Here is a 16029-nt window from a genome sequence, read left to right on the forward strand (position 1 = left end):
GGGCCTACCCGCTTATGGATCTCCTGGACCAGCTGGGTGAAACGTTCCTCAACTGGGAGGAAATGGCGAAAGTCGTTCCCTCCCTTCTCACGGTGGGCTTGCCCAACACCCTGATCCTGGCCTTGGCCTCGGGCATCCTCGGCTCCTTGCTGGGGCTGCTGCTCGCACTCATGGGTATTTCCCGGAATCCTGTGGCCCGCTGGGCAGCCCGGATCTACACCGACCTGTTCCGGGGCCTGCCCGCCATTTTGGTGATTCTGGTGATCGGTATCGGGCTGAGCCCCATTGCCCGGGAACTCACCGGCAACCGGAACCCCTATCCGCTCGGGATCCTGGCGCTGACCCTGATCGCCGGCGCCTACATCGGCGAGATCTTCCGCTCCGGCATCCAGAGCGTGGAGAAGGGCCAGCTGGAGGCCTCGCGTGCCCTGGGCTTCAGCTATGGCAAGTCCATGCGCCTGGTGGTGGTGCCGCAGGGCATCCGTCGAGTCCTGCCTGCCCTGGTGAACCAGTTCATCTCGCTGCTGAAGGATTCCTCCCTGGTGTTCGTGCTGGGCCTGGCTGCCTCCGACCGCGAGATTTTCCGGATCGGTAACGACGCGATGGCCAACACGGGGAACCTTTCACCGCTGGTGGCCGCGGGCGTTCTGTATCTGATCCTGACCGTGCCGCTGACCCACTTCGTCAACTTCATCGACAACCGGCTCCGTACCGGCCGGCCGGAGAAGAAGGAACCGGACGAGCTGGCGGCACCTATCGGCAAGGGGGCACAGGCATGACGGAATTTACTTCCGGTACCCTGACCGGCAAGAACCTGCACCTTTCGTTCGGGCACAACCACGTGCTCCGCGGCATCGACCTCCACGTGGAGAAGGGCACCACGGCTTCGGTCATCGGTCCCTCCGGATCCGGAAAGTCGACGCTCCTGCGGGTCATGAACCGGCTGATCGAACCGGACCAGGGCGACATCCTGCTGGATGGCCGGTCGGTCCTGAAGGACAACCCGGACGAGCTGCGCCAGCGGATCGGCATGGTGTTCCAGCAGTTCAACCTGTTCCCGCACAAGACCGTGTTGGACAACGTCTCGCTCGCGCTGCGCAAGCTCCGGAAGCTCTCCAACGAGCAGGCGCGCGCCGAAGCCCTGGAGCAGCTGGACCTGGTGGGCCTCAGGCACAAAGCTGACGCCCGCCCCGCCAACCTCTCCGGCGGCCAGCAGCAGCGTGTCGCAATCGCCCGTGCGTTGGCCATGAAGCCTGAGGTGATGTTCTTTGACGAGGCCACCTCCGCCCTGGACCCCGAGCTCGTAAAGGGCGTCCTGGCGCTGATGACCGACCTCGCCAAGGGCGGCATGACCATGGTGGTGGTGACCCACGAAATGGGCTTCTCCCGCAACGTCTCAGACACCGTCACGTTTATGGACGCCGGCGTCGTGGTCGAATCGGGTCCGCCCGAGCAGATCTTCACGGCGCCCGCAACGGACCGCCTGAAGGGCTTCCTTTCGGACGTGCTGTAGACGCACCAACAGAAAATCCCCGTCTCCCGGACATTTCCCCCACGCATTGTGCGGGGATTCGTCCGGGAGACGGGGATTTTCTTGCTTCAGCCGTTGCGGGCGCGCGTCAACGGCCGACGGCGGCGCTAGGCTTTCGCGGCAGCTGCAGCCTTCGCGGCGGCCGGGAGGGCGTCAAAGATCCTGTTCATCGCGGCGTCGTCGTGGGCGGCCGAGAGGAACCAGGCCTCGAAGACCGACGGCGGCAGGTAAACGCCGGATTCCAGCATGGAGTGGAAGAACGGCGCGTACCGGAAGGTTTCCTGGGCCTGGGCGTCAGCGTAGTTGTGGACGCCGTTGGCGGACGTTCCGAACGCCACCGAGAAGAGGTTTCCGGCGAACTGGATCGAGTGGTCCACACCGGCGCTGTCCAGTGCCCCGGACAACGCAGAGGAAAGCTCCAGCGAGCGGGCGTCCACAAACGAGTAGACGTCGCGGGTGGCGTGCGTCAGCGTGGCTACGCCGGCTGCCATGGCCACGGGGTTCCCGGAGAGTGTCCCTGCCTGGTACACCGGGCCGAGGGGCGCGAGGTAGTCCATAACGTCGGCACGCCCGCCGAGGGCCGCCGTCGGCATTCCGCCGCCGATGACTTTTCCGAAGGTGAGCAGGTCAGGGGTCCACGGGTCCGTTGCGTCAGCAGCGCCGCCGGTGAGCCCCCAGTAGCCGGAGTAGCCGGTCCGGAAGCCGGTGAGCACTTCGTCCAGAATCAGCAGGGCGCCGTGCTCGCGGGTGATGCGGGACAGCCCCAGGTTGAAGCCCTCCCCCGGCGTCACCACGCCCATGTTGGCGGGGGCGGCTTCCGTGATGACGGCCGCGATGTTGGGCCCGTGCGCGGCAAAGGCGGCTTCGACGGCGGCGAGGTCGTTGTAGGGCAGGACCAGCGTTTCGGCGGCGGTGGCGGCCGTGACGCCGGCGGAACCGGGCAGCGCCAGGGTGGCAACACCGGATCCTGCAGCGGCAAGGAGCCCGTCGAGGTGGCCGTGGTAGCAGCCGGCAAACTTGATGATCAGGTCGCGGCCGGTGAAGCCGCGGGCCAGGCGGACGGCCGTCATGGTGGCCTCGGTGCCGGTGGAGACCATACGGACGCGTTCGGCGGCCGGCACACGCTCCTGGACGATGGCTGCCAGGTTGGCCTCGTCCGGGGTGGACGCGCCGAAGGAGAGACCGCGGTCCACAGCCGCGTGGACCGCCTCCAGTACGGCCGGGTGGGCGTGCCCCAGAAGGGCCGGGCCCCAGGAGCAGACCAGGTCGACGTACTCTTTGCCGTCGGCATCGGTCAGGTAGGGGCCCTGGGCCGACACCATAAACCGCGGGGTTCCGCCCACCGAGCCGAAGGCACGGACGGGTGAGTTGACGCCACCGGGCATCAGGGTCTGGGCACGGGCGAAGAGGTCTTCGGAACGAGTCATGCCCCTATTCTTCCATCACGTGCGGTGGCATCCGGCGCCACGCCATGGTGCGGGCGCCGGATACAGTCGCCGCCTGCCTCAGCGGTCCGCGAGCATGTCCGCCAGCTTGTCTGCAACGAGGGGAGCCACCTTGGAACCGAACAGTTCGATGGAGCGCATCATCTGCTCGTGGGGCAGCGTGCCGCTGCTGTACTTCATCTCGAAGCGGTCCGCACCGAGGGTGCCCTTGAGCCGGGCGATCTTCGCCGCCACGGTCTCCGGGGAACCAATAAACAGGGCGCCGTCCTCGTCCGCCGCGGCTTCGAACTCGCCGCGCCCGGCCGGTCCCCAGCCGCGTTCCGCGCCGATCTTGTTCCGCATGGCGAGCCAGTGCGGGTAGTACTCCTCGAGGGCCTGCTCGTCAGTTTCGGCCACGTAGCCGGGCGAATGCACGGAGAGTGCCTGCGGTTCCTTACCGGCTTCGGCGAGGGTGCGGCGGTAGAGGTCGGCGTAGGGGCGGAAGCGCTCGGGCTCGCCGCCGATGATCGCCAGGACCATGGGGTACCCGTAGGTGGCCGTGCGGACGACGGATTGTGGTGAGCCGCCCACTCCGATCCAGGTGGGAAGCAGGCGGCCTTCCACGTGCGGATAGACCATCTGACCCCGAAGCGACGCCCGGGTGCGGCCGTCCCAATTCACCGGGTTCTGGGACCGTACGCGGTCGTAGATGTCCAGCTTCTCCTCGAAGAGGGCGTCGTAGTCGCCCAGGTCGTAGCCAAAGAGCGGGAAGGACTCGGTGAACGAACCCCTGCCCAGGATCACTTCGGCGCGGCCGTTGGAGACGGCATCGAGTGTGGCGAAGCGCTGGAAGACGCGGATGGGATCGTCCGAGCTCAGGACCGTGACCGCACTGCCGAGCCGGATGTTTTCCGTGGCCGTGGCGATGGCCGCGAGCACCACGTCCGGCGCACTGACGGCGAAGTCCCTGCGGTGGTGCTCCCCCACGCCGAAGGAGTGCAGTCCGACGGCGTCGGCCACCTTGGCCTGTTCCACCACCTGGCGCAGCACCTCGGCGTGGTGCTTGGGTGCGCCGTCGGCAGCCAGGTCGACGTCGCCGAAGGTGCTGACGCCCAGCAGGATGGTGTCCGCGGGGACGGGGGCAGTGGGGTTGCCCGGGGTGGACGGAGTGGTTACGGAAGGCTCGCTGTTTTCATGCATACGCATACAAACCACCGAGCATCCGGAAACATTCCCTGCCGCGTCAGGATTCCTTGAGCCAGCCTGCTACTTCGGAGGCCCAGTAGGTCAGCACGGTGTTGGCGCCGGCCCGCTTGATGCCGAGGATGGATTCCGTGATGGCACCCCGCCGGTCGATCCAGCCATTGGCTGCGGCGGCCTCGATCATCGCGTATTCACCCGAGATCTGGTAGGCCGAGACGGGCACGGGACTCATGGCGGCGACGTCGGCCAGGATATCCAGGTAGCTCATGGCCGGCTTCACCATCACCATGTCTGCGCCTTCCTCAAGATCCAGCTCCACCTCAAGGAGGGCTTCGCGGCGGTTGGCGGCGTCCATCTGGTAGGTGCGGCGGTCGCCCTTGAGCTGCGAATCCACGGCTTCCCGGAAGGGACCGTAGAAGGCGGAGGCGTACTTGGCAGCGTAGGCCAGGATGACGGTGTTTTTGTGGCCGGATTCCTCAAGGGCCTGGCGGATCACGGCGATCTGGCCGTCCATCATGCCGGAGGGCCCCAGCACATGGGCTCCGGCGTCGGCCTGGGCCACCGCCATCTGGCCGTAGATCTCCAGCGTGGCGTCGTTGTCCACATAGCCGTCGGCGTCCAGGACGCCGCAGTGGCCGTGGTCGGTGAATTCGTCCAGGCAGACGTCGCCCATAATGACCAGGTCGTCGCCCACCTCGGCGCGGACGTCGCGGATGGCTTTATTGAGCACACCGTCCGGGTCCAGGGAGGCCGTGCCGCGGGCATCGCGCACGGCGGGAACGCCGAACAGCATGATGCCGCCGACGCCCAGTTCCACGGCTTCCGCGGCGGCGCGCCTGAGCGAATCTGTGGTGTGCTGCACAACCCCGGGCATGGAGGAAATGGGCAAGGGCTCACTGAGGCCTTCACGGATGAACGCGGGCAGGATCAGGTCCGCCGGAGCCAGGCGGTATTCGGCGGTGAGACGGCGCATGGCGGGCGTGGTGCGGAGCCGGCGCGGGCGGTGGTTCGGAAAGCTCATCGGGTGTTCCCTTCGTTGGCAAATACGGTGCCCAGCGCGGCCACTATGCCGTCCGGGGTGGGGACTTGGGCGGTGGCGGCCACCGGAATGCCGAGTGCGGCAGCCTCTGCCGCCGTCGGGCGTCCGATGGCGATGAACCGGCAGCGGCCCAGCGGCAGCAGGGTCTCCGCGATGCGGCGGGCGGCGCTCGGCGAGGCGGCCACGACGGCGTCGAGCGTCCCGGCGTCGAGCTCTCGGCGGGTCTGCGACTGGCTGAGCTCACGGGGAGCGACAGGGTGGGAGATTCCGACGGCGGACGGCAGTTCCGCCTCCAGGCGGAGTTCTTGCCGGGCCGGGTAGTCCACGGTGTGGTAGGCCACAACTGCGGTGACGTCGGCGCCCTTGGCTGCCAGGCCATCGCGCAGTGCAGGGGCCGCGATGTCGGCCTGTGGCAACAGCACGCGCGCCGGCGCGGCGGTCCACAGTTCCACGAGTCCTTCGGCGGATTGGATATCCACCGGGGCCAGCGCCACAGGAATGCCCACGGCTTCCAGGATCCGCCGCGAAGACGGCCCGATCGTGGCCACACGCATTCCCGCCGGCAGCAGTGCCGCCGGCGTGGTGCCGCGCTCAACCGCTTTTTCCACGAGCACACGCACCGTGGTGATGCTGCTGACCACCAGCCAGTCGAAGCCCCCGGCCACCAGATCATCCAGCGCGGCATCGAGGGCCAGCTGGTCCGCGGCCCGTTCGAAGTCGATGAGCGGCAGGAGCAGCGGTTCGGCCCCCAGGCCACCGAGCAGCGCGGCCAGCGGCCCGGCACGGTCGGCGCTACGGGTGATCAGGACGCGCCGGCCACCCAGAGCGCCCGCCAGGTCATCAGGAGGCGGCAAGGTCCGCGATCTCCGCGGCGCCGGCAGCCAGCAGGAGCTCGGCCACCTCGATGCCGAGCAGCGTGGCACCAACCTCGGTGAGACCGTCGGTTGCCTTCTTTTCGCGCACAGTCTTGGTGCCGTCCACGGCGCACACTGCCGCCTCGAGATACAGCATGCTGCCCTTGCGGTATGCGAAGGCACCCACGGGGGCGGCGCAGCCAGCCTCGAGGCGGGCCAGTACGGCACGCTCGGCGGTCACGGCGAGGCGGGTGTCCTCATCGTTGAGCGCGGCCAGGGCCTGCGCCAAAACACCCTGCGAACCCTCGGTGGAACCTGCCTTGCGCGGGGCGTCAGCCGTCCGGCATTCGATGGCCAGCGAACCCTGTCCGGGCGCCGGCAGCATCACGTCCATCTCGAAAAATTCGCTGACGGCGTCCAGGCGGCCGATGCGTTCCAGTCCTGCGGCGGCCAGTACGACGGCGTCCAGGTCACCCGGTGCGCCGGCGGCGTTTCCGGGCAGGCCGGGCACGCGGCCCAGGCGGGTTTCCACATTGCCTCGAATGTCCCGCACTTCCAGGTCAGGGCGGGCGGCACGCAACTGGGCAGCTCGGCGCGGAGAGCCGGTGCCCACCCTGGCGCCCTGCGGCAGATCAGCCAGCTTAAGGCCGTCGCGGGCGCACAGGACATCCCGTGCGTCGGCACGCTTGGGCGTTGCGGCGATGGTGAGGCCCGGTGCGGCGCCCGTCGGAAGGTCCTTGAGCGAGTGCACAGCGACATCGCAGGTGTCCTGCAGCAGGGCATCGCGCAACGCGGCGACAAACACCCCTGTGCCGCCCATCTGGGACAGCGATCCTGTCTTGACGTCGCCTTCCGTGGTGATGTGCACCAGCTCCACCGGGAAGCCTCCGACGGCGGCCAGCTGGTCCGCCGTCTGCTGCGTTTGGGTCAGGGCGAGCTTGCTGGCCCTGGTTCCGATCCTTACCGTCACTGCGTTCCTACTCCCCCGGCAGCGCCCGCAGATGCGGCCGGATATGCGTCATGTCCGGTGCCGACGGTGGTGTCGGCTCCGGCGATGGTGGGCTTCTCGCCGCGGAAATTCGCGCAGCAGCCCGGCCGGCAGACGTCGTACCACGGGCCCAGGCCGGTCACGGCGGGCCGGTCACCGATGTTGTTGGCGAGCGTCCGTTCGGAGATGAGGTCCACCAGGCCGTTCACAAACTTCCGGTGCGTGCCCGGGGTGGGTACCCGCGTGGCGGCCAGGCCGAGGTTGCGGCAGGTCTCCAGGGCTTCGGTGTCCAGGTCCCAGACAACTTCCATGTGGTCGCTGACGAAGCCCAGCGGGACAATGACGATGCCTTTGACGCCCTGGCCCGCCAGGTCGGCGATGGCGTCGTTGATGTCAGGTTCGAGCCACGGGACGTGAGGCGCGCCCGAGCGGGACTGGTAGACGAGGGACCAGGGTGCGGTCAGGCCCGACTCGGCCTCCACGCGGCTGATGACTGCTGCGCCGGTGGCCAGGTGCTGGGCCACGTACGCAGAACCTTCGTCGAACTCACGCGGCTCGTCCGCGGACCGTCCGGCGGCCTCGGCATCCCGGGTGGGGATGGAGTGGGTGGCAAAAAGGATGTGCACGGGGGCGTCGGGTGTTCCGGCCGCAGTGAGCTGCGCCCGCACGTCCGCCAGGCCGGCCGCGGTGCCTTCAATGAAGGGCTCCACAAAGCCCGGGTGGTCGAAGTACTGCCGGACCTTGTCCACCTCAAGCCGGCCGTCCAGCCCCGACTCCGTCAGGGCGATGCCGATGTCCTCGCGGTACTGGCGGCAGCTGGAGTAACAGGAGTACGCACTTGTGGTGACCATCAGCAGTTTGCGGTGACCCGCGTCGTACGCGTCCTGCAGGGTCTGCGGAATGTAGGGGTCCCAGTTGCGGTTGCCCCAGAGCACGGGAAGCTCGATGCCGCGGGCCGCGAGCTCCGCTTCGATGGCAGCCTTGAGCTCGCGGTTCTGCTGGTTGATGGGGCTGATGCCGCCATTTGCCCGGTAGTGGTGGGAAACCTCTTCCAGCCGCTCGTCCGGGATGCCGCGGCCGCGGGTGACATTGCGCAGGAACGGGATGACGTCTTCCTGGCCCTCAGGCCCGCCAAAGGAGGCCAGCAGGACGCCGTCATAATTTTTGGGCGCCATCCGGCCGGCTTCGGTGACCGGGTTGATTCCGGTGAGCACGGCGCCCGCCGCGGGCTCGGGCTGGGTCATGCGAGGACCTCAGCGACCTCTGCAGCGGTGATGCGGCGGCCGGTGTAGAACGGGATTTCCTCCCGTACGTGGTTGCGTGCTTCGGTGGCGCGAAGGTGGCGCATCAGGTCCACGAGGTCCACCAACTCGGGGGCTTCCAGTCCCAGGATCCACTCCCAGTCACCCAGGGCGAAGGAGGATACCGTGTTGGAGATGACCTGCGGGAACTCCCGGCCCAGCATGCCGTGGTCGCGCAGCATCTTGCCGCGTTCTTCCTCGGGCAGGATGTACCACTCATAGGAGCGCACGAACGGGTAGACGCAGAGCCATTCGGCCGGGGCCACACCGCGTGAGTAGGCGGGGGTGTGGTTCTTGGCGAACTCGGCTTCGCGGTGCACGCCCATGGCGGACCAGACAATCTCGGTTCCGGCGAAAAGCGTGCTGCGGCGGATGTCGCGGATGGCCTGCTGCAGCGCTTCGGGCTTCGGGCCGTGGAGCCAGACCATGACGTCGGCGTCGGCGCGCATCGCGGAGACGTCGTAGCTGCCGCGGTGCGTCACGCCCGCTTCGGCCAGGCGGTCCAGCAGGGCATCGAAATCGGCGGCAGCGTCAGCGCTGCGCACCAGTTCCTCGGACCGCTTGAAAACAGTCCAGAGAGTGAAGAACTGCTCGGCTGATTCTTCGGTTTTAGTGACAGATTCGGCAGAAGTGTGGCTCATGGTTACCAGTTTGCCCCTTCCCCACCGCCAAGTCGAAACCAGCGACTTCTACAAGACGTAGAAGTGCTGAATGTCACAGGTTCGGTGCAGTATGGGTCTTGAGTCGATTCGGCACTGAGGTCAGATCCGGCGGATCCGGGCAAAGAGGAGTCCGGCAGCTCCGGCGGACCCCACCAGTCCCACGCCAAGCCAGACCTTTGCAGGTTCGGCTGCCGCGGCTGCCTCCGTGGCGGACGCCATGTTGTCCCGGCTGGCGGGTGCGTTTCCGTGGCGCCCCGGTCCCGAAACAGGCGTGGCGCTGGTGCTGTGGGCGTCCGTGGGCTGGTCCGCAGCAGGATCGGCTTCCTGGCCGGCATCCTGCGCCGCGTCGGCGGGGGCACCGGGCTGGCCGTTCGGCTGCGCGCCTGCCGCTGAACCGGCGGTTTCCGGAGACGTGCTGACCGGCGCTGGAGCGCTCGACGGCGGGACGGCACCTTGGGGAGCCGTGCCTTGCGGAGTGGTGTCCTGCGGCGCTGGGCTGGCAGATGTCGACGGAGCGGACGGCGGCGGCGCAGTTGACGTGGGGGCCGTGGACGTCGGGGCGGGAGACGGTGTGGCCGTCGGAGTGGAAGAGCCTGTGGGCGCGGGAGTCGGTGAGGCTGTGGCCTGTGTGCCGGAACCGCCCAGGAGGTCATTCAGCAGGCCATTGACCCCGGAGAGGTCCCCGTCGGCCGCAACCTCGGTGGACCCTGTGGGTTCGGCGCTGCCGTCAGCCGCCTGGGATGCCGGAACGCCGGCAGACAGGACCAGTACCGCTCCGACGGCAGCCGCTGCAGCGCCACGCCGGAGTCCCCCATGGATACTGGTCCGGGAACGGGAAAATTCGGACCTGTAAATAACCATAGGTATCGACCCTAGCCACATCAGGGGCGGATGAAAAACCGGAAACCGCACCCCGGGGTGGCCCCTTCAAGGCCCATATTCCACTGAACAGGGGCGATGGTCAGCTGAGCAGACTGCGAATTTCTTTTCGCGTATCGGCCACCACCGCGGCGAGTCCGTTGCCGGCCACCCATCCGCCCACAATGCCGAGGCCGGCCTCTGCCGCGCAGAGCTTCCTGACCTCGGCCACCCGGGCCTTGTGTCCCACGGCAGCGAACGGCAAGGCCCCCTGCCACCTGACAACATCCCAGCCGACGACGTCGGTCCCCTGCACCGGGAGGCCCAGCAGGGCCGAAGCGTCATGCAGGGCAGCAGCCAGGAGTTCGGTGTCGAGGGCAGGGGCGGCGCCGCCGGCGTCCGGGGTCGCGGTTGCCAGCCTGCCGGTTTCCGGGGTCGCGGGTTCCGAAGCCTCCAGGCGGCCGTAGGAGAGCCGCAGCACGTGGGTCCCGGGACCTGCCGCAGCGGCGAGCCAACCCCACTTCGCGGTGGCATGCGTGAGAGCTTTTGCCTGGACGCCCGGCGTCTGGGGGGCCACGAGGATCCCGGTGCCCCGCGGCCTCCGGTCAAGTTCGGGCAGGTCCACCACCAGGGTGACGAGCCGGACGTCCGGCCCGCTTTCAGGGCTGCTGCCGGCGAGGGCGGGTACGGCCGCCTGAAGCAGCCCCACGGCTGCCGGGCCGGGCAGCGCCACCACCAGCAGGCCGGCGTCGTACGTTACGTCACCGGCGGTGACCCGCCACCCGTCCGGCGTCCGTTCGACGGCGTCCGCGGCTGCTCCAATCATCAGGGTGACCCCGCGGCTGCGGAGATCGCTGAGCAGGGCAGAAACCAGGGTGTGCATCCCGCCTTCCAAGCCGGCGACGGCGGAACCCGCCTTCGCGGCGGACGGCTGGGTGGAACCGCGCCGCTGGGCGGACACCGCGGCTGCGAGGGAACCATGCTCACGGATTCCGGCGCGGAGGCCGGGGGCCACCATGTCGACGTCGAGGAGACCGGGGTCCGCGGAGTGCACGCCGCCCACCACCGGGGCCACGAGGCGCTCCAGCACGCGGCGGCCCATCCGGGCCCGCACGACTGCCGCCACGCTGGTGACGTCCGCCGACACGCCGATGGACGCCGGCAAGTACTTGTCCAGGGACGCCCGGAGCGAGCCCACAAATCCCAGCGACCGCCTGACCTCCGGGTCCCAGGGGTTGGCGGGAATGCCCAGGACTCCGGTCTTGGGCAGTTCGCGCGGGCCGTCCGGAAGCTGCACCCAGGCACCGCCCGGGCGGGGCGCCACAACCTTGCTACCGAGTCCAAGTTCATCCGCTAGGTCAGCCACGGATGGGGAGCGTGTGGCGAAGGACTCTGCTCCGCTGTCCAGGGTGAGGCCGGCCACCACGTGGCTGCCCACGCAGCCGCCCCAGGATGCTGTGGCTTCCAGAACGGTGACGGTGCGTCCGGCAGCTGCCAGCTCGCGTGCGGCCAGCAGGCCGGAGATGCCGCCGCCCAGGACGACGGCGGTCTGGGCCGGTGTCACGGAACTGCCCACGGTCCTACTCCGGGGAAATGGAGTGGATGAGTTCTACAACGCGGGTCAGGACCGTGGGGTCGGTTTCCGGCGGCACCCCGTGGCCAAGGTTGAGCACGTGGCCGGGCGCAGAAGCGCCGGCCGCAATGACCGCACGGACATGGGCTTCCAGCACGTCCCACGGCGCGGACAGCAGCGCGGGGTCGATGTTGCCCTGCAGGGGCACCGTTCCGCCCAGGCGCCGGTTGGCCTCATCCAGCGGAAGGCGGTAATCCACGCCCACCACGTCCACGCCGACGTCGCGCATGGCAACAAGCAGTTCGGAGGTTCCGGTACCAAAGTGGATCAGCGGCGCGCCGAGGTGGCGGACATGGTCCAGCGCCCGGGCCGAGGCCGGTGCCACGAACTTGGTGTAGTCGGCCAGGCCCAGCGACCCTGCCCAGGAATCAAACAGCTGCCCGGCGGACGCGCCGGCTTCCAGCTGGGCGCGGAGGAACATCCCCGAGGCGTCGGCGGCCCAGTTGGCCAGCGCCGTCCAGGTTTCCGGGTCCGCGTGCATCATGGTGCGCGGGCCCAGGTGGTCACGGGAAGGTTTGCCCTCCACCATGTAGGCGGCGAGGGTGAACGGGGCACCGGCAAAGCCGATCAGCGGGGTTTTGCCCAGCTCGGCGACGGTCAGCCGCACGGCTTCGCGGATCGGTTCCAGCGCTTCCCAGGTCAGCCGAGGCAGGGCAGCCACATCTGCAGCCGTGCGCACCGGTTTGTCCAGCACGGGGCCCACGCCCGGCACAATGTCCACGCCGACGCCGGCGAGCTTGAGCGGAATGACGATGTCGGAGAAGAAAATGGCAGCGTCCACGTCGTGGCGCCGGACGGGCTGCAGGGTGATCTCGGACGCCAACTCCGGCCGGAGGCAGGAGTCCAGCATGGCCACGCCTTCGCGCACCTTCAGGTATTCCGGCAGGGAGCGCCCGGCCTGCCGCATGAACCAGACCGGCCGCCGCGACGGCTTGCCGCCACGGTAAGCGGTGATGAGCGGCGAATCTGCGGTGCGCCCGTCCATCAGCGGATGGCCGGCAGGTAGGGCTCCGTCGTTAGACGGGACACTAGGCACGGCATTGGACACGGCGGAGCTGGAAGTCATGCCTTTGATTGTGCCAAAAATCGGCCCTAAAAGATAACGACAGCCTGTCACGTGGGGCCGCCGCAACCGCACCGTGGCAGGAATCACGGCCCTCCACGGCCCGTGGCCGATTGGCGGGTTGTTCTACCGGGCAACGAAAAAGCTATGATTGGTCTGCTGTGGTTCTTTTTTCATTGGTGGCTACACACGCCGACATCGACCTTGAGACCGTTGCTCAACTGAGCAACGGTGCTTCCGGGATCGCCACATCCGCACTCTCCGGATCGCCGGCAGTGACGGGTGCGATTGTGCTTGCCACCTGCAACCGCTACGAAATCTACGGCGAAGCACCCCACGCGGACGATGTGGAGGCTGCCCGGGCGGCCCTCGTCTCCGAGATCAGCGGCCTCAGCGGACTCAACGAACAGCTCGTGTCCCGCTCCTTCAGCACACGCACCGGCCCCGAAGTCAGCCAGCACCTTTTCGCCGTCAGCGCCGGACTGGATTCCGCCGTCGTGGGTGAACGTGAAATCGCCGGCCAGGTCCGCCGCGCCCTCATCACTGCCCAGCACGAGGGCACGGCCAGCTCCGGACTGGTCCGCCTCTTCCAGGCCGCGTCCAAGACGGCCAAGGATGTCGGTGCACAGACCGCCCTCGGATCCCGGGGCCTCTCCATCGTTTCCGTGGCACTGGATCTGGCCACCGATCTTTCCGAGAGCCCCGACTGGTCAGCGAAGAAGGTGGTGGTGTTCGGCACCGGCGCCTACGCAGGTGCCACCATGGCGCTGCTCCGTGAAAGGGGCTGCACCGACATCTCCGTGTTCTCCTCCTCGGGACGCGCCGAAGCGTTCGTCGCCACCCGCGGCGGAACATCGCTGGACAGCGATTCCCTGCCGGCGGCCGTTGCGGCGGCCGACGTCATGATCGGCTGCAGCGGCTCGGACACCCGGGTCGAGGCGGGCGAACTTGCCGAGATCCGCGCGGATTCTCCCCAGCCGCTGATCGCGATCGACCTCGCCCTCACCCATGACTTTGACCCCGAAGTCGGCCAGCTCGACGGCGTTGAACTGCTCACGCTGGAATCCGTGCGTTTGGCGGCACCCCAGGAACAGGCCGAGTCCCTGACCCAGGCCAGCGGCATTGTGTCCGGCGCGGCCCAGGCCTTCGAACAGGAACGGGAAGCCCGCTCGGTGGATTCCGCCATCGTGGCGCTCCGCCGGCACACCATGAACGTCCTGGATGCGGAAATGGAACGCGTCCGTGCCCGCCACGGCTGCACCGCCGCCGCCGAGGAAGTGGAGTTCGCCCTCCGCCGGATGGTCAAGCAGCTGCTGCACGTGCCCACCGTCCGTGCCCGTGAGCTCGCCGCCAACGGCCAGCAGGACGACTACGTGTCCGCGCTCGAAACCCTCTACGGCATCACCGTGGAACAGCCGGCCGCCGCAGCGCAGGCGGAGTGCCCCGTGGACCACCGGGGCCTCGAAACCGCCTGACCCGCCCGGTCAGTAGACAGGCTTCTGCGGCTCCACGTCGCGCACCCAGGCCAGGATTCCGCCGTCGAGATGGCTGACCCGCTGGTAGCCTGCCTTCCTTGCAGCCTCCAGCACGTTGGCTGACCGCGTGCCCGCCTTGCAGTGGAACACAATGTCCTTGTCCTGCGGAAGTTCCGCCCAGGCCTCCCCCGCCAGGATCCTGCCCTGCGGGATCAGCACCGAGCCGTCGATGCTCACGATGTCGTGTTCGCCGGTTTCCCTGACGTCCACCAGCTCGAAGTCCTTCAGGCCTGCCTTCCGGGACGCCAGCATGGTGGCCAGCTGGGTCGCCGTCACGGTGTGCTCGGTGTCGGCGAGGGCGGCGGGGGTGATGCCGCAGAAGGCTTCGTAGTCCGTAAGTTCCGTAATGGGCTCGGCCGCCGGGTCCTTGGACACCCGGATCTCGCGCCAGCTGCCGCCCAGCGCATCAAACAGTGCCACCCTGCCCAGGAGTGAACGCCCGACGCCGGTGATCAGCTTCACTGCCTCGGTCACCATGAGTGAACCCACAGCAGCACAGAGCATGCCGAAGACGCCGCCCTCGCCGCAGGAGGGCACGGATCCGGCCGGCGGGGCCTCGGGATAAAGGTCCCGGTAGGTGGGTCCGTGCTGTTCCCAGAACACGCTGACCTGGCCGTCGAAGCGGAAGATCGATCCCCACACATAGGGCATGCCCAGGATGGCGGCGGCATCGTTGACCAGGTAGCGGGTGGCGAAGTTGTCCGCCCCGTCAAGGATCAGATCGTAGTCCGCGAACAGCTCCAGTGCGTTGGACGCATCCAGCCTGACGTTGTGCAGCCGGACCTCCACAAGCGGGTTCAGTGCCGCGATGGCGTCCCGCGCGGATTCGATCTTGGGCCGTCCTACGTCGGCGACGCCGTGGATCACCTGGCGTTGCAGGTTGCTGAGGTCAACGTCGTCGTCGTCGATGATTCCCAGGGTCCCCACGCCCGCTGCCGCCAAGTAGAGCAGGGCGGGCGAGCCCAGTCCCCCGGCACCGATAACAAGTACCCTGGCGTTCTTCAGGCGCCGCTGCCCCACCGCTCCGATTTCGGGAATGATGAGGTGCCGCGAGTAGCGTTCCACCTCGGCCGGCGTCAGTTCACCGGCGGGCTCCACGAGCGGGTTAAGCGAGACAGAGGAATCATTTGCGGTCAAAGTCGAAGCCATACTTCAATGTATGCCCCGAGATACCGCCCGGTCATATTACCGCGCAGTATTGTGTAGGTAACGGCAAGCGAAAGTAGGGCAACTGTGGTCCATGAAGCACGGGCTGACCGGGCGTCCGGCGGCGAACCGGCCGCACCTCAACGGACCGCGGGCCAGAGGTCCGCCCGGCTTCCCCGGGATGAGCGCCGGGCGCAGCTCCTCGCTGCGGCGCAGGAGGTTTTTGTCGCCAACGGCTACCATGGCGCCGCCATGGATGAAATCGCCGAAACGGCCCATGTCAGCAAACCGGTGCTGTACCAGCACTTCCCGTCCAAACGGGAGCTGTATCTTGCCCTGCTGGACAGCCATCTCGCGTCGCTGACGGACCTGATGCTCGGTGCATTGAGCTCCACCACCGACAATGACGAACGTGTCCAGGCAGTGATGCGCGCCTACTACCGCTTCATCGCCAGCGACGACCAAGCCCACCGCCTGGTCTTCGAATCGGACCTCATTAACGATCCCGATGTCAGCTCACGCCTCGAGACATTCAACAAGACGTTCGCGGACGCCGTTGCCCGCGTGATTGCCGAGGACACCAAGCTGCCCCACCTGGAGGCGCAGCTTCTGGGCCGTGGCCTGGCCGGAATGGCCCAGGTCAGCGCGCGTTACTGGCTGGAAACGGACGGGAACCTGGACCTCGATGTGGCCAGCGACCTCATTTACCGTTTAGCTTGGCGCGGAATCTCTCGCTTCCCCAAAGAGTCCTAGACTACAAATAAGAGAACCCAAAGAAACTTTGATTGGCTG

At 67.8% G+C, this 16029-nt stretch carries 15 protein-coding genes; 4 read left to right on the top strand and 11 right to left on the bottom strand.

What is annotated here, in order from left to right; translation table 11 throughout:
• Positions 1 to 14: 14 nt before the first annotated feature.
• Both ASG77_RS08565 and ASG77_RS08570 read left to right on the top strand, forming a co-directional pair.
• Entirely contained in the window at positions 15 to 779 is a 765-nt protein-coding gene (locus ASG77_RS08565) for an amino acid ABC transporter permease (protein WP_056343886.1), read from the top strand.
• Positions 776 to 1513, top strand: coding sequence for an amino acid ABC transporter ATP-binding protein (locus ASG77_RS08570; protein WP_056343889.1), 738 nt, complete (start codon positions 776 to 778; stop codon positions 1511 to 1513). Before ASG77_RS08565 ends, ASG77_RS08570 begins: the two co-directional genes overlap by 4 nt.
• Positions 1514 to 1638: 125 nt before the next feature.
• Here the strand turns inward: ASG77_RS08570 and hemL are convergent, their stop codons facing one another.
• The 10 genes from hemL to hemE all read right to left on the bottom strand — a co-directional run bounded on the left by hemL (position 1639) and on the right by hemE (position 12559).
• On the bottom strand, positions 1639 to 2958 hold the full coding sequence (hemL, locus tag ASG77_RS08575; RefSeq protein ID WP_056343891.1) for a glutamate-1-semialdehyde 2,1-aminomutase: 1320 nt from the start codon (positions 2956 to 2958) through the stop codon (positions 1639 to 1641).
• Positions 2959 to 3036: 78 nt separating this feature from the next.
• The gene (locus ASG77_RS08580; RefSeq protein WP_235564415.1) at positions 3037 to 4161 is read right to left on the bottom strand and encodes an LLM class flavin-dependent oxidoreductase; all 1125 of its coding nucleotides are present in this window, start codon (positions 4159 to 4161) and stop codon (positions 3037 to 3039) included.
• A gap of 37 nt (positions 4162 to 4198) precedes the next feature.
• Positions 4199 to 5179, bottom strand: a complete 981-nt coding sequence (hemB, locus tag ASG77_RS08585) for a porphobilinogen synthase (protein ID WP_056343897.1) — start codon at positions 5177 to 5179, stop codon at positions 4199 to 4201.
• Positions 5176 to 6051, bottom strand: coding sequence for a uroporphyrinogen-III synthase (locus tag ASG77_RS08590; protein ID WP_056343901.1), 876 nt, complete (start codon positions 6049 to 6051; stop codon positions 5176 to 5178). The genes hemB and ASG77_RS08590 overlap by 4 nt, the downstream gene beginning before the upstream one ends.
• Entirely contained in the window at positions 6038 to 7021 is a 984-nt protein-coding gene (hemC, locus tag ASG77_RS08595; RefSeq protein WP_056343904.1) for a hydroxymethylbilane synthase, read from the bottom strand. The genes ASG77_RS08590 and hemC overlap by 14 nt, the downstream gene beginning before the upstream one ends.
• Complete coding sequence (locus tag ASG77_RS08600; RefSeq protein WP_056343907.1) at positions 7018 to 8283, bottom strand: ferrochelatase; 1266 nt, start codon at positions 8281 to 8283, stop codon at positions 7018 to 7020. Before ASG77_RS08600 ends, hemC begins: the two co-directional genes overlap by 4 nt.
• Positions 8280 to 8981 (bottom strand): hydrogen peroxide-dependent heme synthase, encoded by a 702-nt coding sequence (gene hemQ, locus ASG77_RS08605; RefSeq protein ID WP_056343910.1) that lies wholly within the window; start codon positions 8979 to 8981, stop codon positions 8280 to 8282. Before hemQ ends, ASG77_RS08600 begins: the two co-directional genes overlap by 4 nt.
• A gap of 120 nt (positions 8982 to 9101) precedes the next feature.
• Positions 9102 to 9863 (bottom strand): hypothetical protein, encoded by a 762-nt coding sequence (locus ASG77_RS21805; RefSeq protein ID WP_056343913.1) that lies wholly within the window; start codon positions 9861 to 9863, stop codon positions 9102 to 9104.
• Between the two features lie 100 nt (positions 9864 to 9963).
• Entirely contained in the window at positions 9964 to 11436 is a 1473-nt protein-coding gene (locus ASG77_RS08615) for a protoporphyrinogen/coproporphyrinogen oxidase (RefSeq protein WP_056343916.1), read from the bottom strand.
• 4 nt (positions 11437 to 11440) lie between these two features.
• Entirely contained in the window at positions 11441 to 12559 is a 1119-nt protein-coding gene (hemE, locus tag ASG77_RS08620; RefSeq protein WP_056343920.1) for a uroporphyrinogen decarboxylase, read from the bottom strand.
• A gap of 158 nt (positions 12560 to 12717) precedes the next feature.
• Between hemE and ASG77_RS08625 the strand changes: the two genes are divergently transcribed.
• Positions 12718 to 14031: a glutamyl-tRNA reductase gene (locus ASG77_RS08625; RefSeq protein WP_056343923.1), complete on the top strand. Its 1314-nt coding sequence runs from the start codon at positions 12718 to 12720 to the stop codon at positions 14029 to 14031.
• 9 nt (positions 14032 to 14040) lie between these two features.
• Here ASG77_RS08625 and moeB read toward each other — a convergent pair whose 3' ends face one another.
• Complete coding sequence (moeB, locus tag ASG77_RS08630; protein ID WP_056343926.1) at positions 14041 to 15240, bottom strand: molybdopterin-synthase adenylyltransferase MoeB; 1200 nt, start codon at positions 15238 to 15240, stop codon at positions 14041 to 14043.
• An 84-nt stretch (positions 15241 to 15324) separates the two neighbouring features.
• On the opposite strand from moeB, the gene ASG77_RS08635 reads away from it, so the two are divergent.
• Entirely contained in the window at positions 15325 to 15990 is a 666-nt protein-coding gene (locus ASG77_RS08635; protein ID WP_056343929.1) for a TetR/AcrR family transcriptional regulator, read from the top strand.
• Positions 15991 to 16029 lie beyond the last annotated feature (39 nt).

It is taken from the genome of Arthrobacter sp. Soil762 (assembly GCF_001428335.1).
Lineage (GTDB): Bacteria > Actinomycetota > Actinomycetes > Actinomycetales > Micrococcaceae > Arthrobacter.